Annotated in this window: 25 protein-coding genes; 17 read left to right on the top strand and 8 right to left on the bottom strand. The window is 57.6% G+C overall.

Annotated elements, in window-relative coordinates; genetic code table 11:
* Positions 1-256: 256 nt before the first annotated feature.
* Together pal and ACUUL3_RS06595 are read left to right on the top strand one after the other, a co-directional pair.
* Positions 257-808, top strand: a complete 552-nt coding sequence (pal, locus tag ACUUL3_RS06600; protein WP_448555747.1) for a peptidoglycan-associated lipoprotein Pal — start codon at positions 257-259, stop codon at positions 806-808.
* Between the two features lie 135 nt (positions 809-943).
* A complete protein-coding gene (locus ACUUL3_RS06595) occupies positions 944-1,501 on the top strand; it encodes an OmpH family outer membrane protein (protein ID WP_448555745.1) in 558 nt (185 codons plus the stop codon).
* Positions 1,502-1,519: 18 nt separating this feature from the next.
* Here ACUUL3_RS06595 and ACUUL3_RS06590 read toward each other — a convergent pair whose 3' ends face one another.
* Complete coding sequence (locus ACUUL3_RS06590) at positions 1,520-2,920, bottom strand: MFS transporter (protein ID WP_448555743.1); 1,401 nt, start codon at positions 2,918-2,920, stop codon at positions 1,520-1,522.
* A gap of 319 nt (positions 2,921-3,239) precedes the next feature.
* Here ACUUL3_RS06590 and ACUUL3_RS06585 point away from each other — a divergent pair, with 319 nt between their 5' ends.
* On the top strand, positions 3,240-3,956 hold the full coding sequence (locus ACUUL3_RS06585; RefSeq protein ID WP_448555741.1) for a PilZ domain-containing protein: 717 nt from the start codon (positions 3,240-3,242) through the stop codon (positions 3,954-3,956).
* On the opposite strand, the gene dxs is transcribed toward ACUUL3_RS06585, so the two are convergent.
* Genes dxs through ACUUL3_RS06570 form a run of 3 tightly spaced genes read right to left on the bottom strand, consistent with a single transcriptional unit; the run spans position 3,953 to position 7,058 of the window.
* On the bottom strand, positions 3,953-5,845 hold the full coding sequence (gene dxs / locus ACUUL3_RS06580; protein ID WP_448555739.1) for a 1-deoxy-D-xylulose-5-phosphate synthase: 1,893 nt from the start codon (positions 5,843-5,845) through the stop codon (positions 3,953-3,955). The two genes, ACUUL3_RS06585 and dxs, sit on opposite strands and share 4 nt — an antisense overlap.
* Positions 5,846-5,882: 37 nt before the next feature.
* The gene (locus ACUUL3_RS06575; protein WP_448555737.1) at positions 5,883-6,773 is read right to left on the bottom strand and encodes a polyprenyl synthetase family protein; all 891 of its coding nucleotides are present in this window, start codon (positions 6,771-6,773) and stop codon (positions 5,883-5,885) included.
* 30 nt (positions 6,774-6,803) lie between these two features.
* Complete coding sequence (locus ACUUL3_RS06570; RefSeq protein ID WP_448555735.1) at positions 6,804-7,058, bottom strand: exodeoxyribonuclease VII small subunit; 255 nt, start codon at positions 7,056-7,058, stop codon at positions 6,804-6,806.
* A 192-nt stretch (positions 7,059-7,250) separates the two neighbouring features.
* On the opposite strand from ACUUL3_RS06570, the gene ACUUL3_RS06565 reads away from it, so the two are divergent.
* The 4 genes from ACUUL3_RS06565 to ACUUL3_RS06550 all read left to right on the top strand — a co-directional run bounded on the left by ACUUL3_RS06565 (position 7,251) and on the right by ACUUL3_RS06550 (position 10,878).
* The gene (locus ACUUL3_RS06565; RefSeq protein ID WP_448555733.1) at positions 7,251-8,174 is read left to right on the top strand and encodes a tyrosine recombinase XerC; all 924 of its coding nucleotides are present in this window, start codon (positions 7,251-7,253) and stop codon (positions 8,172-8,174) included.
* Positions 8,175-8,250: 76 nt separating this feature from the next.
* Positions 8,251-8,793 (top strand): ATP-dependent protease subunit HslV, encoded by a 543-nt coding sequence (gene hslV, locus ACUUL3_RS06560; protein ID WP_448555731.1) that lies wholly within the window; start codon positions 8,251-8,253, stop codon positions 8,791-8,793.
* Positions 8,794-8,817: 24 nt separating this feature from the next.
* Positions 8,818-10,218 (top strand): ATP-dependent protease ATPase subunit HslU, encoded by a 1,401-nt coding sequence (gene hslU, locus ACUUL3_RS06555; RefSeq protein ID WP_448555729.1) that lies wholly within the window; start codon positions 8,818-8,820, stop codon positions 10,216-10,218.
* A gap of 138 nt (positions 10,219-10,356) precedes the next feature.
* Positions 10,357-10,878, top strand: a complete 522-nt coding sequence (locus ACUUL3_RS06550; RefSeq protein WP_448555727.1) for a zinc ribbon-containing (seleno)protein DG — start codon at positions 10,357-10,359, stop codon at positions 10,876-10,878.
* Positions 10,879-10,914: 36 nt separating this feature from the next.
* Here the strand turns inward: ACUUL3_RS06550 and ACUUL3_RS06545 are convergent, their stop codons facing one another.
* Entirely contained in the window at positions 10,915-11,664 is a 750-nt protein-coding gene (locus tag ACUUL3_RS06545) for an ATP-binding protein (protein WP_448555725.1), read from the bottom strand.
* A 227-nt stretch (positions 11,665-11,891) separates the two neighbouring features.
* On the opposite strand from ACUUL3_RS06545, the gene ACUUL3_RS06540 reads away from it, so the two are divergent.
* From ACUUL3_RS06540 to lon, 5 genes are all read left to right on the top strand, one after another.
* Complete coding sequence (locus ACUUL3_RS06540) at positions 11,892-13,061, top strand: exo-beta-N-acetylmuramidase NamZ family protein (protein WP_448555724.1); 1,170 nt, start codon at positions 11,892-11,894, stop codon at positions 13,059-13,061.
* 9 nt (positions 13,062-13,070) lie between these two features.
* On the top strand, positions 13,071-13,781 hold the full coding sequence (locus ACUUL3_RS06535; protein WP_448555722.1) for an arginyltransferase: 711 nt from the start codon (positions 13,071-13,073) through the stop codon (positions 13,779-13,781).
* A 47-nt stretch (positions 13,782-13,828) separates the two neighbouring features.
* The gene (locus tag ACUUL3_RS06530; protein WP_448555720.1) at positions 13,829-14,575 is read left to right on the top strand and encodes a transcriptional repressor; all 747 of its coding nucleotides are present in this window, start codon (positions 13,829-13,831) and stop codon (positions 14,573-14,575) included.
* A 112-nt stretch (positions 14,576-14,687) separates the two neighbouring features.
* Positions 14,688-15,110 carry an Hsp20/alpha crystallin family protein gene (locus tag ACUUL3_RS06525; RefSeq protein ID WP_448555718.1) on the top strand — a complete coding sequence of 141 codons (423 nt, stop codon included), beginning with the start codon at positions 14,688-14,690 and terminating at the stop codon, positions 15,108-15,110.
* 53 nt (positions 15,111-15,163) lie between these two features.
* Positions 15,164-17,566 (top strand): endopeptidase La, encoded by a 2,403-nt coding sequence (lon, locus tag ACUUL3_RS06520; protein WP_448555716.1) that lies wholly within the window; start codon positions 15,164-15,166, stop codon positions 17,564-17,566.
* 4 nt (positions 17,567-17,570) lie between these two features.
* Here the strand turns inward: lon and ACUUL3_RS06515 are convergent, their stop codons facing one another.
* Entirely contained in the window at positions 17,571-18,485 is a 915-nt protein-coding gene (locus ACUUL3_RS06515) for a DUF2156 domain-containing protein (RefSeq protein ID WP_448555714.1), read from the bottom strand.
* 199 nt (positions 18,486-18,684) lie between these two features.
* Here ACUUL3_RS06515 and ispH point away from each other — a divergent pair, with 199 nt between their 5' ends.
* The 4 genes from ispH to ACUUL3_RS06495 are packed head-to-tail and all read left to right on the top strand — an operon-like array spanning position 18,685 to position 22,595.
* On the top strand, positions 18,685-19,551 hold the full coding sequence (gene ispH, locus ACUUL3_RS06510; RefSeq protein WP_448555712.1) for a 4-hydroxy-3-methylbut-2-enyl diphosphate reductase: 867 nt from the start codon (positions 18,685-18,687) through the stop codon (positions 19,549-19,551).
* Positions 19,545-20,627 carry a signal recognition particle-docking protein FtsY gene (gene ftsY / locus ACUUL3_RS06505; RefSeq protein WP_448555710.1) on the top strand — a complete coding sequence of 361 codons (1,083 nt, stop codon included), beginning with the start codon at positions 19,545-19,547 and terminating at the stop codon, positions 20,625-20,627. Before ispH ends, ftsY begins: the two co-directional genes overlap by 7 nt.
* 42 nt (positions 20,628-20,669) lie before the next feature.
* Positions 20,670-21,500: a DnaJ domain-containing protein gene (locus tag ACUUL3_RS06500; protein WP_448555708.1), complete on the top strand. Its 831-nt coding sequence runs from the start codon at positions 20,670-20,672 to the stop codon at positions 21,498-21,500.
* Positions 21,501-21,524: 24 nt separating this feature from the next.
* The gene (locus ACUUL3_RS06495; RefSeq protein ID WP_448555706.1) at positions 21,525-22,595 is read left to right on the top strand and encodes a tRNA-queuosine alpha-mannosyltransferase domain-containing protein; all 1,071 of its coding nucleotides are present in this window, start codon (positions 21,525-21,527) and stop codon (positions 22,593-22,595) included.
* A gap of 155 nt (positions 22,596-22,750) precedes the next feature.
* Here ACUUL3_RS06495 and ACUUL3_RS06490 read toward each other — a convergent pair whose 3' ends face one another.
* Positions 22,751-22,915: a hypothetical protein gene (locus tag ACUUL3_RS06490; protein ID WP_448555704.1), complete on the bottom strand. Its 165-nt coding sequence runs from the start codon at positions 22,913-22,915 to the stop codon at positions 22,751-22,753.
* Positions 22,916-22,969: 54 nt separating this feature from the next.
* On the bottom strand, positions 22,970-25,165 hold the full coding sequence (glgB, locus tag ACUUL3_RS06485; protein WP_448555702.1) for a 1,4-alpha-glucan branching protein GlgB: 2,196 nt from the start codon (positions 25,163-25,165) through the stop codon (positions 22,970-22,972).
* Between the two features lie 252 nt (positions 25,166-25,417).
* Between glgB and ACUUL3_RS06480 the strand changes: the two genes are divergently transcribed.
* On the top strand, positions 25,418-25,972 hold the full coding sequence (locus ACUUL3_RS06480) for a YqgE/AlgH family protein (protein WP_448555700.1): 555 nt from the start codon (positions 25,418-25,420) through the stop codon (positions 25,970-25,972).
* Positions 25,973-25,987: the final 15 nt, after the last annotated feature.

Here is a 25,987-nt window from a genome sequence, read left to right as displayed (position 1 = left end):
TATGCAAGCAAATAGTGCGGACGCCGAAAGGGGGCGAGGCCAGGTGGTGGCAAGTGTAAAAAATATAAATTAATGATTAGTAGGTGAAATGTCGAAAAAAAATTTTTTAACCCACATTGAATTCACTTAACAATTTACGTGGGTGGTGATATAATATTTAAATATATATCGATTTTCAGACTGATAATCAGTAATCAAAAACTTGATTTTCAAAGCTGATAATCTGTCAATAAATTTATCTGGAGGTTGGAGAAAGATGAAAAAGGAGATTTTTCAGTTTCTGGCTGTGGCTTCTGCTGTAATTACTCTGTCGCTTTTTGCTGGCGGTTGTGCCAAAAAAGTGCAAAGTGACAAGGACATGGCGGGGAGTGCCGTGAAAGCGGACACCGGCGAGGGTGCGGGCAAGGAAGAGTCTCTTTCCGACAAGGGATGGGCTGGAGGAGATACCGGTGCTGTTCTTGAAGGCCGGACCACCGCGCCGATGCTGCCGATTTATTTTGACTTCGACAAGTCCAACATCCGGGCCGACCAGGAAGGACGTGTCAGCAAGAATGCGGAATTGCTGAACGCCTCTCCCTCCGTTCGGGTTCGTGTTGAAGGGAACACCGATGAGCGCGGTACCAACGAATACAACATGGCCCTTGGCGAGAGACGCGCCATGGCCGCCAAGAAATTTCTCATCAATATGGGTGTTGTCGAGAGCCGTATTGACACCATGAGCTACGGTGAGGAGAAACCCCTCAACTTTGGCCATGACGAGTTGGCCTGGTCTCAGAATCGTCGCGATGATTTTGTAGTTGTAAAATAAGTATTCTTTTGTATTGCAATAGGGGATGGGGGCATTGTTGATGCTCCCATCTCTTTTTTGTTTGTTAATAGATGAGGCATATCTCGGTAGGGCATTTTCAGGAAAATCCCGACTGATTTTCAATAGGGGATGGTTATGAAGAGCAAATTGTTAAGTGGATTACTTGTTTTTTGTTTTGCAATGACTGCCTTATTTGCGGATCAGGCATTGGCGGAAAAGGGACAGGTGAAGATCGCCACCATTAGTATTCAGAAAATTCTCGGCACTTCAAAGTCTGCCCAGGAGGCGCAAAAAACATTGCAGTCCGAAGTTGAGAAATTTCAGTCCAAATTTAAGTCGGACGAAGATGCCTTGACTGCGATGAAGAATGAGATCGAAAAGAAAAGCTCCGTGTGGAGCGATGAAGTTCGCGTGGAAAAAGAGCGGGAATATCAGAAGAAGCTTCGTGATTACGGGCTGAAAACCGAGGACGCGAAACAAGAAATTCAGCAACTTGAAAAAAAGATCATGGAGCCTATTCTCAAAGAACTGCATGATGTCATCGCTGAAACCGGAAAGAAAAACGGCTATACCCTGATTATGGAAAACACCATGAAGGGGCTTCGGAACAGAACCGGCCTTCTTTATGCCGACGATACGCTGGATATAAGCGAGCAAATCCAGAAGGAATTGGATGCCCGCCTGAAGAAATAAACAGCACCTTGTTATTCCTTATGCGTAAGGCGCCGCGGAATTCCGCGGCGCCTTTTTTTGTGGATCGTAGAGCGGAACAAAAAAGATCATGAGCATGCCCGGCAGAGAGAGCAGGAAGCTCATGCCAAAAAAGTATCCGTACCCTAGCCAGGAGGCAAGATACCCGCTTAAAGCCCCGGAAAAAAGGCCACTGACACTCATGAGTCCCGTGCCGATGGCATAGTGTGCCGCCTTGAACTCAGGTGTGCAGAGGCGCATGAGGTAGGTCATCAGCACAGCCGTGCCGAGCCCTCCCGCAAACTGGTCAAAGGCATTCACCAAGGCAACCAGGCAGAGATTGACCGTGCCGATTGCAACGGGATGCTGATTGCCTGTGTTGGCTGCCAGGAAATCCTGCATGGAAAAGGCGAGGACCATGTATGTCAGATTGGTTGCGTTCTGGGCAAGCAAAAAAGGCCAGATCATTTTTTTGAGCGAATGTTTCGCGATAAGCCAACCGCCAAGCATGGCGCCGAGAATGGAGCTTGGCAATCCCATGCCGCCGGAAATCCAGCCGTAATGGGCTTTGATTCCCAAATCAACCATGAAGGGCGCGCTCATCAGTGAGAGCATGTACTCGCCGGTTCTGATCAGGATGATAAAGGCCAGGATCTGACCGATCCTTTCCCGCTCCATGAAGCTGAAAATCGCCCTGCCCAGAAAGATGTTCCGCTTTCTTTGCGCCCAGGCTTTTATTTTCCGGCCCAGCAGGGAAAAGATCGCCAGCGTCAACAGCAGGAACATCCCGATCCAGCCGGCGAGGTGAATCTTGTTCAGGAAGTCCGGCAGGGTAAGCAGTCCGTGAATTTCGTATTGTCGCGGCAAGAACACGGTCAATGCCGCCATCGCGAAGATGAGCCCTGATGCGGCAAGGAAAATGGTGGTGAGTGTGCGCCTGGGAAGGTTTCGGGCGAAATCTTTTTTTTCTTCACAGGAAGGCAGGCAGGTGAGGTGGAAGAAAAAGAGGCAGGCCAGAAGTATTGCCGAGCCTAAAAATGCTTCTGGCCAGCCCCGGGTGGCGCCCACGGTGACCACGACGCCGGTGCCCGTCATCATGGCGATCCGGTATGCCATGGCCCTGTAACCGACAAACTTTGCCTGCCCGAGGCTGTCAAGAGCTTCCATATAGTAGCCGTCAATGGCAACGTCGTGGGTGGCGGCGATGAAGCTTGCCACGAAAAACAGCAAGGCGAGAATGATGGTACCGTTTTCAAGGCCGGCAAGCGGGGCAGCGGCAAAAAAAAGAAGAACCAGGAGCCCTTGCATGACGAGGAGCCATTGCCTTTTGCTCGCATGGCCGTCAATGGCGGGCGCCCACAGAAATTTGAGAAACCAGGGCAGGCCGAAAAGCGAGGTGAGGCCAATGGCCTCAAGGCTCATGCCGCTGTCCCGGAAGAAAACAGCGGAAACCGTTCGGATAAGGGAGTAGGGGAAGCCCTCGCTGAAATATGTCGTGAAGGACCAGAGAAAAGGAGAACATTTTCCGGCAGGAAGCTGTTTCGCGGGGGCGGGCACTGTTGATCTAATATCCTGGGTTGAAAATATTTTTGTCTCGAAGGGGAAAATCTGTATATACTTTTTTCAGCGGTTTTTTGTAAAGTTTACAGACTCTAGCACTCTTTCGGGAATTAAAGAACCACAAAATGACACGGGGTAGGTGATGGCAAGAAATATAATTATTCTGGATAGTTCCGCCAGTATGCGTCGAATCATCAGAACCATGATCCAGGCTACTGTTAACGATGCCATAGTTTCCGAGGCCCAGAACGCCGATGACGCCATGCGGCTTCTGGAGGAAGGGCAATACCATCTGGTGCTGTTCACCAAAGAGTCGAGCAATGTCAAATGGCTTGAGTTCGCGCAAAAACGTCTTGCCCTGCCGGACCCGCAGAAAACAAATTTCGTTCTCCTTTCCTCAAGCAACAAGCAGGATTATTTCGATCGGATCAGGGATTACGGCATAAACGAGCATCTGATAATCCCCTGCCACACCAATGTTCTCGGCGAGCTGATAACCAGAATCTGCAATCCTTTTCTCATGCGGACGGCAAAGCGCTACAGCTCACCGAACAGTGTCGCATTTATTGAACAGGGCGGCAATACTTACGAGGCGGAGGTGATCAACATCAGCGGCGGCGGTTTTCTCTGCGAGCTTGATTCTCCCATCCATTTCAACTGGGCCGCTCCGGTCATGGTGACCCTTGAGTTCGAGATCGAGGGCAGCCAGGTGAATATCAAGGGGCTTTACTCGATCCTCAGCCGTCTTGTCATCGTCGAGACGAATTCAGACTATACGCCACGTCGCATCCGCCTGGCCTGCAGGTTTGTCAATGTGAATCAGGAGAGCAAGGCGCAAATGGATCAGGTCTTCTCTTTTATCGAGAAGCAGGAAGAGTCTTTGGGCAACAGGGATTAGGCCTGCGGGCCAGTCATTTTCAATGCTTCGGCGATGATGGCCGGCACGTCTATCCTGCCTTTCTGACGCAGCTGCGCCTGGCTGCCATGCTCCATGAAGGCATCGGGCAGGCCGAGGATTGACGTTTCCAGCCCGACAAGGCGCCTGCGCGCGAAGAGCTCCAGGACGGCGCTGCCGAATCCGCCCCGTTTCACGTTGTCTTCAATGGTGATGATTTTCCCGATCTTTTCGGCCCAGGTGCAGATCAGGGTCTCGTCAAGCGGTTTTAAAAAACGCGGATTGATCACAGCCGCGTCGATTCCCAGCTTTGCCAGTCCATCGGCAGCCTCCAGGGCAGGATAAACCCGGTTGCCTATGGGCAGGAGCAGCAGATCACCACCTTCCCGCAGCAACTCTCCCTCGCCGATCGGAATTCGTTGCAGGTTTTCTCCCAGGGATACCCCTTCGCCATTTCCCCGTGGATAACGGACAGCAGCCGGCCCCGGATGCAGAATCGCCGTATAGAGCAAGTGGCGGAGTTCCGCTTCATCCTTGGGGGCCATGATGACCAGATTCGGGATGAAGCGGAGGAAGGAGAGGTCGAAGACCCCGTGGTGGGTCGGGCCGTCGTCCCCCACCAGGCCGCCGCGGTCAATGGCAAGGGTGACTGGCAGGTTCGGCAGGCAGACATCGTGGATGATCTGGTCAAGGGCGCGTTGGAAGAAAGTGGAGTAGACCGCCACCACCGGCAGCAGTCCTTCCGTGGCCATGCCGGCCGCATAGGTGACCGCATGCTGCTCGGCGATGCCCACATCGAAAAAGCGGTCGGGAAACTGTTCGGCAAAGGGGACAAGTCCGGTGCCGGCGGGCATGGCGGCGCTGATGGCGACGAGGCGCGGATCCTGTCTGGCTATTTCAAGCATGGTGTCGCCAAACACCTTGGTGTAGCTGGGGGGAGCAGGCGGCGTCGGTACGGGTTTCCCTGTTTCGATGATAAATGGCCCCACTCCGTGGAAATCGCCAGGGTTTTTTTCCGCCGGCGGATAGCCCTTGCCCTTGGTGGTGAGAACATGGATCAGAACGGGGCCGTTGCCGAATTCGCGCACATTGCGCAGAGTTTCGATCAGGTTCTCCAGCTGGTGCCCCGGGATGGGGCCGATATATTCGAACTTGAGCGCTTCAAAGAGCATGCCGGGCGTGAAAAAGCCCTTGATGCTCTCCTCGCTCTTCTTGAGCAGTTGCAGGATGTTTTCACCCACATTGGAAAAGGATTTGAGAAAATGTTCCATCTCCTTCTTGAAGCGCACCGCGGTTTTACTGGTCAGCTTCCTGCTCAAGAAGCTGGAAAGGGCGCCGACATTGGGTGAGATGGACATCTCATTGTCGTTTAGGATGACAATGAGATCCTTGTGGAGGTGGCCGGCCTGGTTCAAGGCCTCAAAGGCCATGCCGCCGGTCATGGAGCCGTCGCCGATGACGGCGATGGTCTTATGTCCGTCGCCTTTGAGATCCTTTGCCGTGGCAATGCCGAGGCTCGCGGAAATGGAGGTGCTGCTGTGGCCTGTGTCAAAGGAATCATAGGGGCTTTCCTCTCTCTTGGGGAAGCCGCTGATACCTTTGTACTGGCGCAGGGTGTGGAAGGTGTCGCGCCGGCCGGTAATGAGCTTGTGGGCATAGACCTGATGCCCGACATCCCAGACAAGTTTGTCCGCCGGCGTATCGAACACATAGTGGATCGCCAGGGTCAGTTCGACAACGCCCAGGCAGGGCGCAAGATGGCCGCCGGTCTTGGCGACGGTTTCGATGATTGTCTGCCTGATTTCGGCAGCCAGGGCGGTCAGCTCGTCCTCGGAAAGTTTGCGCAGGTCCGTCGGGGAGTCTATGCGGTCAAGCAGGGGTGTGCGGCTCATCAGGTCCTTTTCCTCGGAAGATTGATCTGCGGGCGGATCATTTTTTCCGGTCATAGATGTATCGGGCAATGGCGCGGAGCGGCTCGGCGTACTCGTCGAAATCATTCAGGGCGGCCAGGGCGGCCGCCACTGCGTCCCGGGCCATGGCGCGGGTTTTTTCCACCCCGAAGAAGGCCGGATAGGTTGCTTTTTTCCGTTCCGCGTCAGCGCCCGCGGTCTTGCCCAATGTTTCGGTGGTTCCCTCCACATCGAGAAGATCGTCCACGATCTGGAAGGCAAGGCCGATGCTCCTGCCGTATTCGCTCAAGGCGCCGTACTGCTTCCGGTCTGCCTTGCCGAAGATGGCGCCGGCCTGTACCGAGGCGGTGATCAGGGCCCCGGTTTTGTACCCGTGGATGAGGCGCAGGTGTTCGTAGGGGATTTCCAGCCCCTCCGCGGCAAGATCAAGGGATTGGCCGCCCACCATGCCCACCGGACCGATGGCCTTGGCTATAACCTGAATAATTCTGACCAGATCCTCCCCGGGCATGGATTGACTGACATGGGGGTGGGTCATCAATTCAAAGGCATAGCTGAGCAGGCCGTCGCCGGCGAGAATCGCCTCCGCCTCACCAAAAACCACATGGTTGGTGGGTTTACCCCGCCTGAGTTCGTCATCATCCATTGCCGGCAGGTCATCGTGGATGAGAGAGTAGGTGTGGATGCATTCGAGGGCGCAGGCAACAGGCAGCAGGGGGGTAGTCCTGGCGTGCAGGGCCTCGGCCGCGGCGATCGCCAGGATCGGGCGGATTCTTTTGCCCCCGGCAAAAAGACTGTAGCGCATGGCCTCAATATGCTTGTGCAGCGGACCTTCCGGCGCGAGCATATAGTCGGCGAGGGCCTTTTCCACCACGGCGCAATTGTCTTGCAGATATTTTTTAAGATCCATGGGCGTTACAACATCCTGGCGTGCCGGAAGTTACGCTTCTTCCCCGTTTTTTGGCATATCCTCATCCGGTTCACTAAAGGGAACCGCGATGAGGGCGCCGTCTTTTTTCAAGAGGATATCGACTTTCCTCTGCGCCTCTTCCAGCCTGGCGTTGCAGAATTCGGCAAGTTTGATCCCTTCGTCAAATTTTTTCAGGGATTTTTCCAGGCTTAATTCGCCATGTTCAAGTTCTTCAGTGATCTGTTCCAGGGCTTCCAGGGCTTCTTCAAAGGATTTTTTCGCCATAATCTCTCCCAAGATCCCGGGGTGTGCAGAGGCCTTTCCGCCCGGAAGAAATAAGAAGGAAAGACCTAAAATAAATGATGTTGACCAGATGGGCAATGTCTTTCAAAAAAAACATGGCTATGGTACCTTGCCAGGTCAGGCGTTCGGGCCGTTTCCCGAGCTTTCGGCATAATTTGTTCCGGATTGATCGCAATGTCATCTTCCCTGCGGGATACCATATTGCAGTTTGGGCGCTGGCTCGCGGTGGAGAAGGGGTATTCCCCAAAGACCGTGGAAAGTTATGGGCGTGATCTCCTTGAATTTGCCGCCTTTCTCGGTGCTGACCCCGAGGTCGCCGGCATTGACGCCCGCGCCGTGCGCGCCTTTGTCTATACCCTGAACGGCAGAAACAAGAGCAGTTCGGTGGCGCGAAAACTCTCAGCCCTGCGGACCTTCTTCCGTTATCTGTTGCGGGAAGAGATCATCCGCCACGATCCGGTCGCGCCCATCGCAACGCCGAAGCAGGAAAAGCACATGCCTGTTTTTTTGACCGTGGACGAGGTGTTCACCCTGCTTGAGATGCCCGGTCCGGAGGATACCTTTGCCGCCCGCGACCGGGCGATTCTGGAAATTCTCTACTCGACGGGGTTGCGGGTCGCGGAGTTGGTGGGGCTCGATATGGAACGTCTTGATTTTGCCTCGGGAATGCTTAGCATAACCGGGAAGGGAAATCGGCAGCGTCTGGTGCCGGTGGGCACGCCGGCCCTCGAATCCTTAGCCGGGTATTTTCCCCAGCGGACCCTGCTCATCCGTGAACGCATCTCCAGGGGGGATGTTCCGGAACGGGCGGCCATTTTTTTGAACAGCAGGGGATTGAGACTCACCACCCGGAGCGTGGAACGTCAGGTGAAGATGTATGCCCGGCGCGCCGGCATTGTCGCCCGGGTCACTCCCCATGCCCTGCGTCACTCCTTTGCCACCCATCTCCTTGAGATGGGGGCGGATCTGCGCACGGTGCAGGAGCTTCTGGGGCATGTCAGCCTTTCCACCACGCAACGCTACACCCATCTCAATATGGACCATCTGAGCGCGGTGTACGACAAGGCGCATCCCAGGGCAAGGCGCTTGAAACATTGATGGCCGCAGAAAGACACCCTGGGCCGGATTGTTGCGCGGTCCAGCGGCTTCCGCCGGCAAAGAGGAGGATATAATCGTGGAAATACGCTCAACGACAATCGTCGCGGTCCGGCACAAGGGGCAGGTGGCCGTGGCCGGCGACGGCCAGGTTTCCCTGGGCAATACCATCATGAAGCATGAGGCGCGCAAGGTGCGCAGGCTCTACAACGGTCTGGTGATAACCGGCTTTGCCGGCGCCACGGCCGATGCCTTTACCCTCTTCGATCGTCTGGAGCAGAAACTCGAGCAGTATAACGGCAACCTGATGCGGGCCGCGGTGGAGCTGGCCAAGGACTGGCGAACCGACAAGATGCTGCGCAGGCTTGAGGCCTTTCTGGTGGCGGCGGACAAGAAGCACTCGCTGCTCCTTACCGGCACCGGCGATGTGATCGAGCCTGACGACGGCGTCCTTGCCATCGGTTCCGGCGGCCCATACGCCCAGGCAGCCGCCAAGGCTCTGGTCGAACACAGCGATCTGTCCGCCGAGGAGATCTGTCGCGCGGCAATGGGCATTGCCGCCTCCATCTGCATCTACACCAACGACCGGATTGTCGTTGAGAAGATGGATGCTTCGGAATAATTCCCTTTTTCAGGAACCCAGTGCATGGACTCAATGAATACCCTGACCCCCCGGCAGACGGTCGCCGAACTCGATCGTTACATTATCGGCCAGCAGGCGGCGAAACGCTCCGTGGCCATTGCCCTGCGCAACCGCTGGCGCAGGCAGCAGGTGCCTCCCCCCCTGCGGGAGGAGATCGCCCCCAAGAACATCATTATGATCGGCCCCACCGGCGTCGGCAAAACCGAGATCGCCCGCAGACTCGCAAGCCTTGCCCAATCACCGTTTCTTAAGGTGGAGGCCTCCAAATTCACCGAGGTGGGCTATGTGGGCCGGGACGTGGAGTCGATGATCCGCGACCTGCTGGAGCTTGCCATCAGCATGGTCCGCGAGGAGGAGAAGAAGAAAGTCGTCCGGAAAGCCGAGCAGATGGCGGAGGAAAGGATGCTGGACCTGCTGGTCCCCCCGCGGTCCGTTGCTTCCCATCTCGGCCAGGTTACCCCCATGGCGGAACGGCTCGGAGAGGGTACCGGAGCAGGGCAGGGCGAAAAGGATACGACCCGGGAAAAGTTCCGGCAGATGCTCCGGGAGGGCAAGCTTGACGAGAGGCAGGTGGAAATGGAGATTGACCAGCCCCAGTCCCTGCCGATGTTTGAAATCCTCTCCCACGGCGGCGGCGCCGATGACATGGAGTCTGGCCTCAAGGATGTTTTCGGCAAGATGTTCCCCAAGAAAAGCCGCCGGCAGCAGATGCAGGTGAAGGACGCCCTCGAAGCCCTGAAAAAGAGCGAGGCCGAAAAGCTCGTCGACATGGAAAGCGTCACCAGGCTCGCCATTCAGCGTACCGAGCAATCCGGCATCATTTTTCTGGACGAGATCGACAAGATCGCTTCCCGCCAGGGCGGTTCCGGGCACCACGGCGCCGAGGTGTCGCGGGAAGGGGTGCAGCGGGACCTCCTCCCCATCGTCGAAGGCTCCACGGTGACCACCAAGTACGGGATGGTCAAGACCGACCACATCCTCTTCATCGCCAGCGGCGCTTTTCATCTTGCCAAGCCCTCCGATCTGGTGCCCGAGCTGCAGGGACGCTTTCCCATCCGGGTGGAGCTCAACGCCCTGGGCGAGGACGAGTTCTACCGGATTCTCACCGAGCCTCAGAACGCCCTGATCAAGCAGTATACAGCCCTGATGGCGACGGAAGGCATTGCCCTGGCGTTTGCCGATGAGGCGATCAGGGCCATGGCGCGGATTGCCGCCGAGGTGAACCGGAAAACCGAAAACATCGGCGCCCGGAGGCTGCATACCGTGATGGAGAGGCTGCTGGAGGAGCTTTCCTTCGACGCCACCGATCTGCCTGAACGGAAATTTCTCGTGACCGCCGATTACGTGAAGAGGCAGCTGCAGGATATTTCCGAGGACGAGGACCTGAGCCGGTTTATTTTGTAGCTGTCCGCTTCCGGCAGGAATCTTTTTCCATGGGAGTCGACATGATTGTTGAAATCGCGGGAGGACCCGATTACAAGGGGTATTCCTGTTACGCCATGGCCGCGGAGCCGTGACCTTTTCCTTTTATAGGCGACCGATATGATTGACCCGGAATTGAAGTATTGTCCCAAGTGCAGGGACGAGTACCGCGCCGACATCATCCAGTGCGCGCACTGCGCCATTCCCCTCATCATGGGCAGCGAGTTCAGGGGCATCGAGCAGCAGCGGCGCAGTCATCTCCATAACCGCAAGGGTGCCCTGACTCCGGATGACGAGCTGATCGTCATCCATCAGGCCGGGCTTGCCGACAGCAGGCATCTGCAGGCGCTGCTGGAAGCGGAGCGGATCGGCACCCTGCTTGCCGGTGATGACAAGGGTTGCGGCAAGAAGAGCTGCGGCCCGCCCAAGTTCTATCTTCAGGTGCGCAGGGAGGATGTGGCCCCGGCCCTGGAGATCGTTCAGGAGGAGTACCGGAGGACCACCGGGCTGGACGGCCATGCGGCAACCGGCGCGGATGCGGTCTTTGATCCCGAGGCAGGGGAGGCCGTCTGCCCGGCCTGCGGCTTTACCTTTGCCACCACCACCACGGTCTGCCCGGACTGCGGATTGTGTCTGGGGTGAGTCTTCCCGGCGAAGCGACAGCGTTGCCTGTTCTTTTTAAAGGATCTTCGCCAGCAGCTGGTTGGCCGCCTGTTCCACTTCGGCCAGAGCGCCGACCACGGGCAGGCCTTGCCGTTCGATTCTGCGAATGGCCGCGGAGTCGGGGAAGCATGCAATGGGGGTCTCACCGAGGCCGGCGGCCAGGAAGGCGGCGTCTTCCGCGTCCGTGACCAGATTGCCGACAAAGGAAATGCGGGGAATCCCGGATGCCGCGGCCAGTTCCTTGATTTTCAGGGCGGTGCGGATCCCCGAGTTTGAGGGAATCACCACGATGAGCAGATGATCGACTCCGGCGATGGTGCCCCGGCCGAGATGCTCGACTCCCGCCTCCATGTCGAGCAACACCACTTGGGAGGGGGCGAGGAGAAGCTTGGTGAGCAGGCGTCTGAGCACCGTGTTTTCCGGGCAGGCGCATCCTCCCTTCGCTGTCTGGATGGCACCGAGGACCATGAGCTTGAGGCCGTCCTTTTCCACGATGTATCTGGCCAGCAGGTCATCGACTTTCGGGTTGATGTTGTAGAAGGGAGAGCCCTCCACCTTGCCGGAACGCTCCACCAGCATCTCCTTCATCTCGGCGATGGGAGTGATCCTCTCCTTTTCCGTAATCCCGATGCTCTGCGCCATGTGGGGGCTCGGGTCCGCGTCGATGAGGAGAACCTCCTTGCCCTGCTTCTGCAGGTGTTTGGCCAGCATGGCCATGATGGTGGTTTTACCGACCCCGCCTTTGCCGCTGATTGCTATTTTCATACAATACCCGTTTGCCGCCGGTCAGGGAATTATGGCCGGATTGAAATGTCGGCCCTGTTTTTAGTGCAAGGAAAGCGGCCGTTCGTTTATATTCTCATGGTCCTCAATGGATGCAGCCTATAAACTAATCAACGGCCGACAAAGTGCAACGGAAAAATCGCTTCTGAAACCTTCATGGTCCAACCTGTTGCCGGCGTATCCCGGTTCCCTCAACATAACGGAGAATTATGGTCACCCTCGGAGTGGAGAATCTTGTAAGCGCCCCGCTTGCGTCCCTGAAAGGAAAACGGCTGGCCCTGCTCTGCAATCAGGCATCCACCGACCGCACCTTTACGCACAGCCGTGATCTGCTCAACAGCGCCTTTCCGGGCCAGCTTACCTGTCTTTTTACCCCGCAACACGGTTTTTTCGCCGAGAAGCAGGACAATATGGTCGAGTCGGAGCACAGCCGCGATGTGGTGACCGGCCTGCCGGTGTTCAGCCTCTACGGCGAGGTGCGCCGGCCCACCGCCGCCATGTTTGCGCATTTCGACGTTCTTCTGGTTGATATCGTCGACGTGGGCACCAGGGTGTACACCTTTCTCTATACACTGGCCTACTGCCTGGAGGTCGCCAGGGAGCAGGGGAAGGAGGTGGTTGTCCTGGACAGGCCCAACCCCATCGGCGGCGAACTGATCGAGGGCAACGTCCTTCAGGACGATTGCCGTTCCTTTGTCGGTCTGTACCCTTTGCCCATGCGGCACGGCCTTACCTTTGGCGAATTGGCCCGCCTCCTCAACGAAGAATACGGCATCGGCGCGGAACTTACCGTTGTCCCCATGGGCGGCTGGCGGCGGCGGATGCTTTTTGCCGACACCGGTCTGCCCTGGGTTTTCCCTTCGCCCAACATGCCCACCCCGGTCACGGCCCTTGTCTATCCCGGCCAGGTGATCTTTGAGGGCACCAATATTTCGGAAGGTCGGGGCACGACTTTGCCCTTCGAGATATTCGGTGCCCCCTTCGTCGAGCCGCGCGAGATCCTGGCAAGCCTGGCAGGCGTGGCGTTGCCGGGCTGTCACCTCAGGCCCCTGGCCTTTGAACCCACGGCCAACAAATGGGCAGGGCAGTGCTGCCGCGGCTTTCATCTGCATGTTACCGAGGCGGCGTCCTTCATGCCCTATCGGACCACCCTGGCCCTGCTGCAGGCCTTTATGCGCTGCTATCCCACCCAATTCGCCTTGAAGCAACCGCCTTATGAATATGAATATGAACGGCTGCCCCTGGATCTGATTCTCGGCGACGCGAACCTGCGGCAGCGGCTGGCGCAGGGGGACGACCTGCTGGGGCTGGAGCAGGACTGGCAGGCGGACCTGAGCCGTTTTGAGCAGATTCGGCGGAAATATTTTCTTTACTCCTGAAGGCGATTGATGGACGCCAAGCAGATCCTCGCCAGTCTGGATGAATACTTTTATGACATCCCCACCGAGTGTCCCTACGGACTGCCGCATATTGCCGTCTACCATCAGGCCTATTTCAGCAGCATGCCCCAGGATCTGCTGGAGCTTTTTCTCGCCGCCGGTTTTCGCCGCAACGGCAACACCATCTATTGCATGCGCTGCCGGGGATGTGCCGCCTGTGTTCCCATCAGACTGGAGACGGATGCCCATCGCCGCACCAGAAACATGCAGCGGGTCTGGCGGCGCAATCAGGACCTTGAGATACAGATAGGGCCGATTTCGGTGAGCGAGGAAAAGATCGGGCTTTGCGATCTCTTTCTGGAAAGCAGGTATCCTGCCCACCGCGGCTCCGCCAGGGACTACTACAGCGGTTTTTTCCTGAACAGCATGAAGAATACCGCGGAAATCACCTTTCGCGTCGGCGGGCGGCTTGTCGGCGTTTCCATTGTGGACCTGAGCGAGATAAGCCTGAGCGCCGTCTATTTCTACCATGATCCAGCCTGCGCAAAGCGCAGCCTCGGCACCTACAATATCCTTTTTCTCGCAGATCTGGCGCAACGGGAAGGGATGCGGTATCTCTATCTCGGCTACTGGATAGAAGAAGTTGCCGCCATGCGTTACAAGGCGCGATTCAGGCCCCATTATCTCCTGAAAGCAGGCCAGTGGCAGCGGGTAGCTTGATTCGTGAACAGAGGAGCGTTTCCCATATGGTACGGATTCCATTTTTTTTGAACAGGGGTAAGAGTTGCGGGCCGGAAACGACGTGCGGCCAGGATGACGGGCTTCAGCATCAGCGGGAGCGTGAACAGTTCCAGGAGGTTCTCGAGTCCTTCCGGGCCACGCGTATCAAGGAACGTCTGGTTGTTCTCGATATCTTTCTCGCCATAGAAGCGCATCTCACCCTGAGCGAACTCGAAAATATCGTCCGGGAAAAAAAACCGGAACTGCTCGACCGGGAGTTCCTCAAGGAGACCATGGAGATGTTCTGCCAGTTCGGTTTTGCCAGGAAACAGACCTTCGAATCCCTGGAGCCCCGCTACGAGCACCACCATCTCGGCGCGCATCATGATCATTTCATCTGCACCCGCTGTGGAAAGATTCAGGAGTTCGCCAACCAGGAGCTTGAACGGCTGCAGCGCGCCATCGCGGAGCAGTTCCAGTTCCATCCCCTCCAGCACAAGATGGAAATCTATGGACTCTGCTCCTCCTGCATGGCGCAGCGGGAATCCGCCCTTCCCCTCGCCTACGCCGCCAATGGCGAACAGGTACGGATCGTCAGGATTATCGGCGGCCGCGAGGTGCAGGCCCGCCTTGCCGACATGGGCCTGGTTGTGGGGGAGTGTCTTGAAATCATCAGCAACCATCCCTCCGGTCCCTTCATCGTCGCCAGCAAGGGGCTGCGCCTGGCCATCAATGCCGGCATCGCCCAGAAAATCATGGTGGCCCACTCCTGTCGCCATTCACATGAGGCCTGATTCCTCCCGCGTACGGGCCTCATCTGCTCCCTTGACACTTCAGGCTGGAAGAGACATACTTTTTCTAGGCCATATTCCAGGGATGCGTACATCAGGCGGATGAGGGAAGACAATGGACCAATTCACGAAAAGGAGCCTGCTCGCCGGACAGGTCGGGAGAAATCTTCGCAGCATGTCCATGCAGGGCCTGCTGCCGATCCTCAATGCCGGTGGCTGGTTCCCGGCTGTCGATGTCTATGAGATTAAAGCGGAACTCATCGTCTATATGGACGTCTCCGGGGCAGACCCCCGGAAGCTTTCCGTGGTGGCGGAAGAGCAACTGCTCACCGTCACGGGAGAGCGGCAGTATCCGGTGCCCAACCAGATTTCCTGCATCCATCAACTGGAGATCGAACGCGGCTTTTTTGAACGCGCGGTTCCCCTGCCCAAGCCCATTGATGTTTCCAAGGCAACTTCCCAATACAGCAACGGTTTTCTGATCATCACCCTTCCCCTGCAGCGCAGGAAAGGAAAGGTGTCGATCAAGATAAGCTGAAGACCCGCCCGGACCTTTTTTCCCTAAACCGCAACGAAGAAACGGGGCAAACAATGCGTAACGATGAAACGGAAACGAACCTGAACGCGTCGGCGGAAGAGAAGACAAAGCAGCAGGTGGATCCCGCCAACCTCCCGGTTCCGGAGATTCTGCCGGTCCTGCCCCTGCACGGTTTCGTCTTTTTTCCGGGCATGGGCTTTCCCTTGAACATCCTCCATCCGGCCTCGCAGAAACTCATCGACGAGGCGCTTCTCAAGGACAGGCTCATCGGGATTGTCACCCACCGGGAGAAGGAAAACGAACAGGAAGAGATTGTCGACCCGGAGCATCTCTACCGGGTCGGCGTACTCGGCTATATCCATAAGCTGGTCAAGACCCAGGAGGGCGCCGGCTACCGTTTCCTGGTTCTGGTGAGCGCCGTCAGAAAACTGCGTTTTCTGGAGTTTACCCAGACGAGTCCCTACATGATGGCCAGGGTGGAAACGGTGCCCATGGAAATCGAAGAGGACAAGGAGGTGGAGGCCCTGATCCTCAACCTCCGCACCCAGTTCAAGAAGATGAGCCAGCTGGTTTCCCTGCCTGCCGAGCTGCTGATGACCGTTGAATCCCTGGCCAATCCCTTTCATATCGCCTATCTGATCACCTCGCAGCTCAATCTTGTTCCGGCGGAAGAACAGGAGATGCTTGAGATCGTGCCGGTCAAGCAGCTGCTGCACAAAACCGCCCGCCAGCTGAACAAGCGCCTGGAAACCGCGGAGATGAGCCAGGAGATCCAGAAGAATATCAAGGAGGATATGGACCAGAAGCAGCGGGAGTTTTTCCTGCGCCAGCAGCTGAACGCCATCCGCAAGGAGCTTGGCGAGGACGAGGAAAACCTCGACCTGAAAGACCTGCGGGAAAAGCTGGCCAAGGCGGATTTGGGCGCCGAGGCCCGGAAAACCGCGGAAAAGGAACTGGACCGCCTGGCGCGCATTTCGCCATCCTCTCCGGAATACACGGTGTCCAGAACCTATCTGGACTGGATACTTGACCTGCCCTGGCAGAAATCAACCCGGGATTCCCTGGACATCGTCAAGGCCCAGGAGGTGCTTGACACGGACCACTACGGGCTCACGGAGATCAAGAAGCGGATCATCGAATTTCTGGCGGTCCGCAAGCTCAAACAGGACATGCACGGACCCATCCTCTGTTTCGTCGGCCCTCCCGGCGTCGGCAAGACCTCCCTGGGGCAGTCCATAGCGCGGAGCATGGACCGGAAATTCGTCCGCATCTCCCTGGGTGGTGTGCGCGACGAAGCGGAAATCCGGGGGCACCGGCGCACCTACATCGGTGCCTTGCCGGGCCGCATCATCCAGAGCCTGCGCAAGGCCGGGGCCAACAATCCGCTCTTCATGCTCGATGAGATCGACAAGCTCGGCATGGATTTTCGCGGGGACCCATCTTCGGCCCTGCTAGAGGTTCTTGATCCGGAGCAGAATTTCAGCTTTGCCGACCATTATCTTGAGATCCCCTTTGATCTCTCCAAGGTGATGTTCATCACCACCGCCAATATCCTCGACAGCATTCCCGGGCCATTGCGGGACCGCATGGAGGTCATCGAGCTTTCCGGTTACACCGAGGATGAAAAGCTTAACATCGCCAAGCGCCATCTCCTGCCCAAGCAGATGGAGGCCCATGCCATCAGCGAGGATGATCTCGCCATCGATGACCAGGCCCTGCGCCGGGTGATCCGTTCCTACACGCGGGAAGCCGGGGTCAGAAATCTTGAGCGCCGGCTGGCCGCCATCTGCCGTGGTATCGCCAAGGAGATCGTCACCGGCAGAATCGGCAAGACCCTGGTGACCGTTGATACCCTGGACAACTATCTCGGTCCCCTGCAGTTTTTCCCGGAAACCAAGGCGCGCACCTGGGGGCCTGGTCTGGCCACCGGCCTGGCCTGGACGCCGGTGGGCGGTGAGCTGCTCTTCATCGAGGCGGCCAAAATGAAGGGGAAGGGCGGCTTGACCATGACCGGCAAGCTGGGCGAGGTCATGAAGGAGTCGGCCTCCGCCGCCCTCACCTATATCCGTTCGCACGCCGGCGATCTGGGTATCAGCGAAGAGGTCTTCTCCCAAATGGATCTGCATATCCATGTGCCCGAGGGAGCCATTCCCAAGGACGGCCCCTCCGCCGGCGTGGCCATGGTTACGGCGCTGACCTCGCTCCTGACGGGGCGGACCGTGAGCAAGGACGCGGCCATGACCGGAGAGATCACCCTGCGCGGCGACGTACTGCCGGTGGGGGGGATCAAGGAAAAGGTCCTCGCCGCGGTGCGGGCCGGCATCAGCGATATTGTCCTGCCCTATCTGAACAAGAAGGATGTGGTGGAGATTCCGGATAACGTCAAGAAGGGGATCAATTTCCATCTGGTTCAGGACATCAAGGAGGCTCTCTCCTTTCTGCTCCAGAAGGAGTGACCCCTCAGGCCCCGTGCCGGCAGCACTGCTGCGGGTTGCCCAGAACGGCTTTGCCGGCCCCGGGCATGACGATGCGCACCTTTTCGACAAGATGGTCGGGATAATAGCTTTCCTTTGCCTTGCGCAGGCCGGCAATCCCCAGATCCTGTTCCCGGTTGACAAAGGTATGGCCGGAAAGGCTTTTTTGGGCAAACCACTGGTTGATCAGCTGGCCAAGGCCGTGGATGCCGGCCGTGGCCTTTTCAAAATGGCAGACAGCGGTGCCCGGTCCGAGCGTTTCCCCGATGGTGAACGCCTCGATTGTCCCGGCAATGCGGATCGCCCCGCCGAACAGGCCGAATTCCCCGTAATGCGCCAGGGTTTCCACGATGGCCCGGTATTCGCCGCACAGACCCGGATCCGCGCCGCAGTCGCGGGCCGAGCACCAGCGGTCCTGCATGGCCAGGCAGTCGCTGATGTTTTCCGGCCCGATCTCCTCGTAGAAACAGTCGTTTTCGGCAAGGCACCGGCTGATGTGGTTTCTTTTCTTCGCAAAATGTCGGCCGCGCAGGGAAGCCAGATCGGCAACGCGGTACACATAGTCGGCATTGTCCCGGTCGTCCCGGATCTCGGCCTGAAAAGATTCCCTCTCCGGCACTTTCGCCTTGGGGAAGCGTTCGATGGCGACAATCTGCCCGCCGTACTCCTCCAGCAGTTCGGCAAGTGCCACCGGCCCGGCCGGCGCGCCGAGGATGGAGAGTCCTTTGCCGGTTTCGGCGAAAATGATCAGCGAATCCCGGAATTCCTCAAAATGAACGGGGCGGCTGTGCCGCCAGGCAAAGAGGTTGGTAAAGGCAAGCTCGGAGACCTGAGGCGGATATTTTCTCAAATAGTGATCAATCAGGGCTTTGCTTTGCAGGGTGAGGAGCTGGGGGGGCATGATCTTTCCTGGGCAGGGGGTTCCGTGCGGCTGGGTGTCTTTTGTAACGATTATAGAAGAGTCCCCTGCTTCCCGCAATGCATTATCCGCGTTGCTTTTCTTGCAAAATCAGGCCAATCCGTATAGATTGTCAGATTCCGTTGGATTGTTAAGCGATCTTGGTCAGACTGGAGATCTTTTCGTATACAGGTGAGAGCAAATGGAAGTGGTACTTGCCAAAAATGCCGGTTTTTGCATGGGGGTGCGCCGGGCAGTGGAAACCACCCTGGGCATGGTGCAGAAACATGAAGCAGCCATCGCCACCTTCGGCCCGCTCATTCATAATCCCCAGGTGCTCAAACTGCTTGAGGATCAGGGAGTGAGCATTCTCAAGGAAATCCCCGCCCGGGCAGGCGGCATCATCATCATCCGCGCCCACGGCATTCCGCCGGAAAAAAAGAAGCGGCTGGAAGCCTCCGGCGCCAGGGTCGAGGATGCCACCTGTCCGCGGGTTCTCAAGGTGCAGGCCATTATCGCCAAGTATAAAAAAGAGGGCTATGCCACGGTGATCATCGGCGACCGCGACCATGCCGAGGTGGAAGGCCTCATGGGCTATGCCGGCGACAGCGGTCAGGTGGTGAACAGCGAAACCGATGTTGACCACCTTGTCCTTGATTCGCCCTATATCGTGGTGAGTCAGACCACCCAGGACGAACGGCTGTTTGAGACGCTCAAGGAAAGAATTCTTGCCAGATATCCGGGCGGCAAGGTTTTCAATACCATCTGCGATTCCACCCACAAACGGCAGGAGGAGGTGCGCCAGCTCTGCCGCGAGGTGGATGCCCTTGTCGTGGTCGGCGGCCGGACCAGCGCCAACACCAAACGGTTGGGCGAAATCGCCGAAGGGCTGGGCTGCCCGGTTTTCATGGCGGAAACGGAAGCGGACCTCGACGGAAGGGAGATGGCGCAATTTTCCCGGGTAGGGGTTACCGCCGGGGCATCCACGCCCAACTGGGTTATCGACAAGATCGTTCAAGTGCTTGAGGCCATACCGGCGAAAAAGCGCCGAGAGGAAAAACAATGCTGAGCTGGTTCAAAAGGAAGTTGGGCGATAAGGAAAGCATACCCCAGGCAGAGGCCGCCATCCCGAGCATGGAGGAGGCCGCCTCGCCGGCGGTGGCCAAGGACGCCCCGGCGGAGACTGATTCCGCCACGCGGCCTGCGGAAGACGGCAATGGATTTTTCCAGCGGCTGAAGCAAGGGTTGGCGAAAACCAGGAAAAGTTTTGTCCGCCAGGTGGATGCCCTGTTTCTCGGCAAGCGGGAGATCGACGCCGAGCTGCTCGACGATCTGGAGGAGATTCTCATCACCGCGGACCTGGGGGCGGGAACCGCCCAGGATCTTCTCAAGCGGGCCAGGGAACAGGTCCGGCGCAAGGAGTTGAGCGATCCGGCCGCTCTCAGGAAATCCCTCAAGGAGATGATTCTCTCCTATCTGCTCAGCACCGATAGGCCGGCCGAACTGGTGATGCCTGGGCAGGGCCCTTTCGTCATCATGGTTCTTGGCGTCAACGGCGTCGGCAAGACGACCACCATCGGCAAGCTGGCCTACAAGTTCAAGAAATCCGGGCAGAAGGTGCTGCTGGTGGCGGCCGACACCTTCCGGGCCGCGGCCAGCGAACAGTTGCAGGTCTGGGGCCAGCGCATCGGCGTTGAGGTGGTTGCCCAGCAGGCAGGGGCCGACCCCTCATCCGTGGTCTACGACGCCCTTGATTATGCCAAACCGCGGAATTATGACGTGGTCATCGTCGATACGGCAGGCCGTCTGCACACCAAGGTCAACCTCATGGAGGAGCTGAAAAAGATCAAGCGGGTCATGGACAAGAAGGTCGCCGGCGCTCCCCATGAGGTGATGCTGGTCATCGACGCCACCACCGGCCAGAACGGCATTTCCCAGGCCCGCCTTTTCAACGAGGCCGTCGATGTCACCGGACTCACCCTGACCAAGCTCGACGGCACGGCCAAGGGCGGGATCGTCGTCAATATCTGTCACGAGTTCAATATCCCCATCCGCTTCATCGGCATCGGCGAGCAGATGGAGGATCTGCGGGACTTCGACCCCCATGAGTTCATCAACGCCCTCTTCGCCGAAACCGAGGCCTAGCCCTGTTGTGGGACTCGGCCTTTGGAGGAGTAAGAGACCATCATGATCATCTATCGTCAGCATCGACCGCCCGGCTGTGGCGGGTTTTTGTTCATTCTGGCCCTGGTCCTTCTCGCCTTGGGCGGAGCACCGCTTCTCTTTAATTTTTTGGGCTTCCTCTTTTTCGCCGTCCTTTTTTTCGTTTTGCTGCTCATCGTGGGGGCATGGGGTCTTTCCTACTATGTGCGCCGGCAGGTGAGCCGCTATGAGCAGTCGCAGACCGAAAGCCACAACCTCTTTGTCTTTCTCCTGGTGCATATCCTCGTCAAGATCGCCCAGATAGACGGCACCGTCACCAAGGCCGAACTTGCCGCCATCGAGAATTTCTTCCGCATCCATCTCCGCTACGGCCAGAGCCAGCTTTACTGGCTGCGGGACCTGATCAGGGAAGCCTCGACCTCCCAGGCCACCCTCGACTCCCTGCTGGCCGAGTTCCGGGGGCGTTTCGCCTATGAGCCCAGGCTGATCCTCCTTGAGCTGATCTATCAGGTGCTTTTCAGCAATGCCCAGGTGAGCCCGCAGGAACTGGCCATGGTGCAGACCATTGCCGATTTTCTGGAGATAGCGGCCTACGACCACATTTCCATCCGCGCCAAGTATGTGGGGGCGCGGGGCGGGTTTCAGCAGCGAAGCGATGAAGGCCGTTATTATGAGATTCTGGGCCTTTCGCCGGGCGCCACCTTTGAGCAGATCAGGAGCGCCTACCGGAAGCTGAGCATGAAGTACCATCCGGACAAGGTCGGACATCTGGGCGAGGAGTTCAAGAACGTCGCCGAGGAAAAGATGAAGGAGCTGAATGAAGCGTATCAGTATCTGAAAAAGAAGTTCTCCTGATCATGGCCCCGCCGATACATATCCATGCGCGTTCTTGTTTTTGAACCCTACTACGGCGGCTCGCACAAGGCTTTCCTGGCCGGGTTGCTGGCCCATCTTCCCTGCGAGTTCATCCTCTACACCCTGCCGGCCCACAGCTGGAAATGGCGGATGCGCCTGGCCGCGCCGTACTTTGCCGCACAGTTGCGGGATTTGGCGGCGGGGGAGGCCGGGGACTGTCTCTTCTGCTCCTCGATGCTTGATGTCGCCGCCTTCAAGGGCCTGTTGCCCAGGCGGTTTCGCGACCTGCCCCTCCATGTCTATTTCCATGAAAATCAGTTCGCCTATCCTGTTCAGGTCCATGCCGAGCGGGATGTGCATTTCGGTCTCACCAATCTCACCACGGCCCTGGCCGCTGACAAAATCGCCTTCAACTCCCGATATAACCTGGAATCCTTCCTTGCCGGCGCCCGCGATCTTCTCGTCAGGATGCCGGACATGCGGCTGCCCCGCCTTGAAGAAACCATCCGCGCCAAGGCGACCGTGCTCTATCCCGCCCTTGATTTCAGCGATTTTGCCCGTACCGCGCCTCCGTATCCCAACCGGAAGGCGCCGGCCATCGTCTGGAACCATCGCTGGGAGCACGACAAGAACCCGGAATTGTTCTTTAACGGCCTTTTTGCTCTTGCTGAACAGCGGGTTGCCTTCCAGCTCATTGTCCTTGGCAAATCCTTTCGCAGCAGGCCGCCGGTTTTTGCCGAGGCTCAAGAGCGTCTTGCCGACCGGATCATTCATTTTGGCCATGCGGAGAGCCGGGAGGAATACCGCTCTCTTCTGCAGCGAGGGGATGTCGTCGTCTCCACCGCCCTGCACGAGTTTTACGGCATTGCCGTGCTGGAGGCGGTGCGCTGCGGCTGCCGCCCTCTGGTGCCGGACCGTTTGTCCTACCCCGAGCTGTTCCCGTCCGCCTGCCGTTTTGCCGACCACGATTTTGTCGAAACCCTGGCACGGCATCTTGCCCTGGGGAGGCTGGAGAGTGGTGAGGCGCACGCCTTGACGGAAAGGTACTCCTGGCAGTCCCAGTTTGCCCGCTACCGGCAATGGTTTGCGTCGTAGCGAAGCGGTTCTCGGAGGGCGGTCGGGGACACGGTGAAGATCCGCGGCAGAGGCCGGCCCGGGAAGTTGAGCGGCCAGGAGGTGACATTGCTCGCGAAGAATGGGATCAGCCTGTCGACAGTCCCTTTTCCGGGTACGGCCGAGGAGCCAAGGCCTCAGCAGGGTTCAAGTCTGGCTGGATCGTTGAAGTTTTTGTCCAGAAATTCGCATTCCGCCGGAGAGAGATCGAAACGGATTTCCGCCTCCTTGAGCACCGCGACTCTCTTTTTTTCCGGATTGGCGAGCAGGGTCTCGCTCATCCAGCAGAGAGCCTTTTTCACTTTTTCTCCGCATAAGGGCGATGTTTTTGGCGAAGCCATTTCAAAAAATCCTTGTTATACCGGCTTGAAGAGCACCCCGGCCAAGGGGGGCACCGTGACCAGGATGTGGTGGGGCGCTTCTCCGAAGGGTTCGGGAATCGATTCCTTGCGGTCGGGATTGTGGACGCCGCTGCCGCCGAACTCGCTCAGGTCGGAGGATAGAATTTCCTGGTAGCTGCCGGCCATGGGCACGCCCAGTTTGTAGTCGTGGAGAACCTGCGGTGTGAAGTTGAGCAGGCAGACGACGATATCCCTGTAATTTTTGCCGAAACGGCAGAAGGCGATGATGCTGTTGTCCACGTCCTTGAAATCCATCCAGCGGAAGCCGTCGTAGGAGAAATCGATCTCCCAGAGGCTGTTGTTGTTCCGGTACGTGGCATTGAGGCTCTTGACGAAATCCTGCAACTGTCTGTGCAGGGTTTCCTGCTCGGTGAGGTGCCAGTCCAGGCTCACCTTGCAGTACCATTCCGAAATCTGGCCGAATTCGGAGCCCATGAAGAGGAGCTTCTTGCCCGGATGGGTCCAGAGGAAGAAAAAGAGCAGGCGCAGGTTGGCGAATTTCTGCCACATGTCGCCGGGCATCTTGAAAAGCAGGGAGCGCTTGCCATGCACCACCTCGTCATGGGACATGGGCAGAATGAAGTTTTCGGTGAATGCGTACAGCAGGGAAAAGGTCAGGGCGTTGTGGTGGTATTTCCTGAAAATGGGCTCCTTGCTGAAATAGCCCAGGGAATCGTTCATCCAGCCCATGTTCCACTTGTAGCCGAAACCGAGTCCTCCCCAGTCCAGCGGTTTGGAAACGCCGAAAAAGCTGGTGGACTCCTCGGCGATCATCAGGATGTCGGGATGACGGCTGTAAAGGATGGCGTTCAGGTGCTTGATGAACTCAATGGCCTCGATATTCTCCTTGCCGCCATAAATGTTGGGCAGCCATTCCCCTTCGGGGCGGGCATAGTCCAGGTAGAGCATGGAGGCGACCGCATCGACCCGCAGGCCGTCGATATGGAAAACCTCCATCCAGAAGAGGGCATTGGCGATGAGGAAGTTCTGCACCTCCTTGCGGCCGTAGTTGAAAATCAGAGTGCCCCACTCCGGGTGGGCGCCCAGTCGAGGATCCTCGTGTTCGTACAGGGCGGTGCCGTCGAACCTGCTCAAGGCGTGCCCGTCCGAGGGGAAGTGCGAGGGGACCCAGTCCAGGATCACCCCGATGTCGTTCTGGTGGCAAAGGTCGACAAAGCGCATGAAATCCAGGGGAGTGCCGTGCCTGCTGGTGACGGCAAAGTAGCCGGTGACCTGATAGCCCCAGGATTCGTCCAGGGGATGCTCCATGATCGGCATCAGTTCGATGTGGGTAAAGCCCATCTCCCGGACATAGGGGATCAGGGAGTCGGCAAGCTCCTGAAAGGAGAGGATGCGGGTCGGGTCAGCCGGATCGCGGCGCCAGGAGGCGAGATGCACCTCATAGATCGACATGGGTTGTTCGTAGCTTTTCCGGTTTTTTCTCTGGGTGAGCCAGGCGGCGTCTCCCCAGGGGTGATCGGGGATTCCGTAAACGACGGAGGCTGACTTCGGGCGCAGCTCGGCAAAGAACTGGAAGGGGTCCGCCTTCTCCAGGATGGTTTTGTTCTGGGTTTTGATTTCGAATTTGTAGGGCTCGCCCTGGCCGATATCCGGCACGAACAGTTCCCAGATGCCGGATACGCCCAGGATCCGCATTTGATGGACGCGGCCGTCCCAGTAATTGAAGTTGCCCAGTATGCTTACCCTGCGGGCGTTGGGCGCCCAGACCCGGAAGATGGTGCCGCTGATGCCGTCGATGGTGGTGGGATGGGCGCCGAGCTTGCTGTAGATCTCATAGTTGGTGCCGTTGTTGAAAAGATAGCGGTCGTACTCGCTCATCTGCGGCATGAACCGATAGGGATCCTTGAAGAGATGGGTGGTGTCGTCGTAAAATTTCGCCTCGTAATGATAGGTGAACGGTTCGGTGCAGTTGGGGATGACAATTTCGAACAGCCCTTCGGCCCTGGTCTTGTACATTTCCTTTTTTTGGCCGTCCACCACCAGCCAGCAGTTGTTGGCATGGGGCTGAAAGGTTCTGATCACCGAGGAATCCGCCTTGGGGCCGAGAAGGTGAAAGCCGAGGACTTGAAAGGGGTCGTGGTGTTCTGAGTCGATGATTCTGTCAATTTCAGTATTGATGTCGAATGTCATGGCCGTATCTGTTTGAGCTCAATTTTTTTTTAAGGGAGCATGGCGACAGGGGTGTTTTTCCGCTGACTGGCAGGGAATAGTAAGATACTAGCACAAATGATTTTTAAAATACCAATTCTTTTCTCGGGCCCGGGAAGTTTCCGGAAATTTCAGGTTTTCTTGACGCAACGGGGGCACTGGTGATAAAGTGCCACTTTCCGTGGCCCAGGGAAGCCACGGGCCAGCCCTTTTCGAGGTTTTTACGAAAGCATCATGATAGAAAGCCTGCAGGGATATTTTCTCATCGCCACGCCGCAGATGCCTGATCCGCGCTTCGCGGAAAAGGTCGTCTTCATCTGCGCCCATAACGAGGAGGGCGCCATGGGTCTGGTGATCAACGAGCCGATCCAGGACGTCACCTTTGCCGATGTCTGCAAAAGCGCTAATATTCCGGTTCCCGAGAAGAATATCCCCTCGTTGTACGTGGGCGGCCCGGTGGAGGTCTCCAACGCCTTTTTTCTCTACAGCGCCGACTACCGGACCGAACACTTCCTCAAGGCGAGCGAAACCGTCTGCCTCACCAGCGACCCCAGGATCCTCCACGATCTTGCCGAAGGCAAAGGGCCGAAACATCTGCTGGTGGCGCTGGGTTACTCCGGATGGGGACCGGGACAGCTGGAGGAGGAGCTGACCGTGGACGGCTGGCTCACCCTGCCGGCCGAGGACGAAATCATCTTTAAGACTCCGGACAGGCTGAAGTGGCGAAAGGCCGCCCAGCGCTACGGCATCGACATCGATCTTTTCGGCGATGTGGTCGGCTCTGCCTGAGCCGGGAGTTGCGAG

The organism is Thiovibrio sp. JS02 (assembly GCF_053485635.1).
Note: the sequence above shows the minus strand (reverse complement) of the source record. Positions and strands in the feature narration are given on the sequence as shown.

Excerpts from the sequence above, each read along its gene's own strand:
- ACUUL3_RS06585 (WP_448555741.1), top strand. The coding sequence starts at position 3,240 with ATGCGTCGAATCATCAGAACCATGATCCAGGCTACTGTTAACGATGCC.
- pal (WP_448555747.1), top strand. The coding sequence starts at position 257 with ATGAAAAAGGAGATTTTTCAGTTTCTGGCTGTGGCTTCTGCTGTAATT.
- ACUUL3_RS06595 (WP_448555745.1), top strand. The coding sequence starts at position 944 with ATGAAGAGCAAATTGTTAAGTGGATTACTTGTTTTTTGTTTTGCAATG.
- ACUUL3_RS06540 (WP_448555724.1), top strand. The coding sequence starts at position 11,892 with ATGGTCACCCTCGGAGTGGAGAATCTTGTAAGCGCCCCGCTTGCGTCC.
- ACUUL3_RS06515 (WP_448555714.1), bottom strand. The coding sequence starts at position 18,485 with ATGCCCCCCCAGCTCCTCACCCTGCAAAGCAAAGCCCTGATTGATCAC.
- hslU (WP_448555729.1), top strand. The coding sequence starts at position 8,818 with ATGGACTCAATGAATACCCTGACCCCCCGGCAGACGGTCGCCGAACTC.
- dxs (WP_448555739.1), bottom strand. The coding sequence starts at position 5,845 with ATGAGCCGCACACCCCTGCTTGACCGCATAGACTCCCCGACGGACCTG.
- ACUUL3_RS06480 (WP_448555700.1), top strand. The coding sequence starts at position 25,418 with ATGATAGAAAGCCTGCAGGGATATTTTCTCATCGCCACGCCGCAGATG.
- ACUUL3_RS06545 (WP_448555725.1), bottom strand. The coding sequence starts at position 11,664 with ATGAAAATAGCAATCAGCGGCAAAGGCGGGGTCGGTAAAACCACCATC.
- ACUUL3_RS06535 (WP_448555722.1), top strand. The coding sequence starts at position 13,071 with ATGGACGCCAAGCAGATCCTCGCCAGTCTGGATGAATACTTTTATGAC.
- ACUUL3_RS06590 (WP_448555743.1), bottom strand. The coding sequence starts at position 2,920 with ATGAGCCTTGAGGCCATTGGCCTCACCTCGCTTTTCGGCCTGCCCTGG.
- ACUUL3_RS06550 (WP_448555727.1), top strand. The coding sequence starts at position 10,357 with ATGATTGACCCGGAATTGAAGTATTGTCCCAAGTGCAGGGACGAGTAC.
- ACUUL3_RS06575 (WP_448555737.1), bottom strand. The coding sequence starts at position 6,773 with ATGGATCTTAAAAAATATCTGCAAGACAATTGCGCCGTGGTGGAAAAG.
- ACUUL3_RS06525 (WP_448555718.1), top strand. The coding sequence starts at position 14,688 with ATGGACCAATTCACGAAAAGGAGCCTGCTCGCCGGACAGGTCGGGAGA.
- ACUUL3_RS06565 (WP_448555733.1), top strand. The coding sequence starts at position 7,251 with ATGTCATCTTCCCTGCGGGATACCATATTGCAGTTTGGGCGCTGGCTC.
- ispH (WP_448555712.1), top strand. The coding sequence starts at position 18,685 with ATGGAAGTGGTACTTGCCAAAAATGCCGGTTTTTGCATGGGGGTGCGC.
- ACUUL3_RS06570 (WP_448555735.1), bottom strand. The coding sequence starts at position 7,058 with ATGGCGAAAAAATCCTTTGAAGAAGCCCTGGAAGCCCTGGAACAGATC.
- ftsY (WP_448555710.1), top strand. The coding sequence starts at position 19,545 with ATGCTGAGCTGGTTCAAAAGGAAGTTGGGCGATAAGGAAAGCATACCC.
- ACUUL3_RS06495 (WP_448555706.1), top strand. The coding sequence starts at position 21,525 with ATGCGCGTTCTTGTTTTTGAACCCTACTACGGCGGCTCGCACAAGGCT.
- glgB (WP_448555702.1), bottom strand. The coding sequence starts at position 25,165 with ATGACATTCGACATCAATACTGAAATTGACAGAATCATCGACTCAGAA.
- ACUUL3_RS06500 (WP_448555708.1), top strand. The coding sequence starts at position 20,670 with ATGATCATCTATCGTCAGCATCGACCGCCCGGCTGTGGCGGGTTTTTG.
- lon (WP_448555716.1), top strand. The coding sequence starts at position 15,164 with ATGCGTAACGATGAAACGGAAACGAACCTGAACGCGTCGGCGGAAGAG.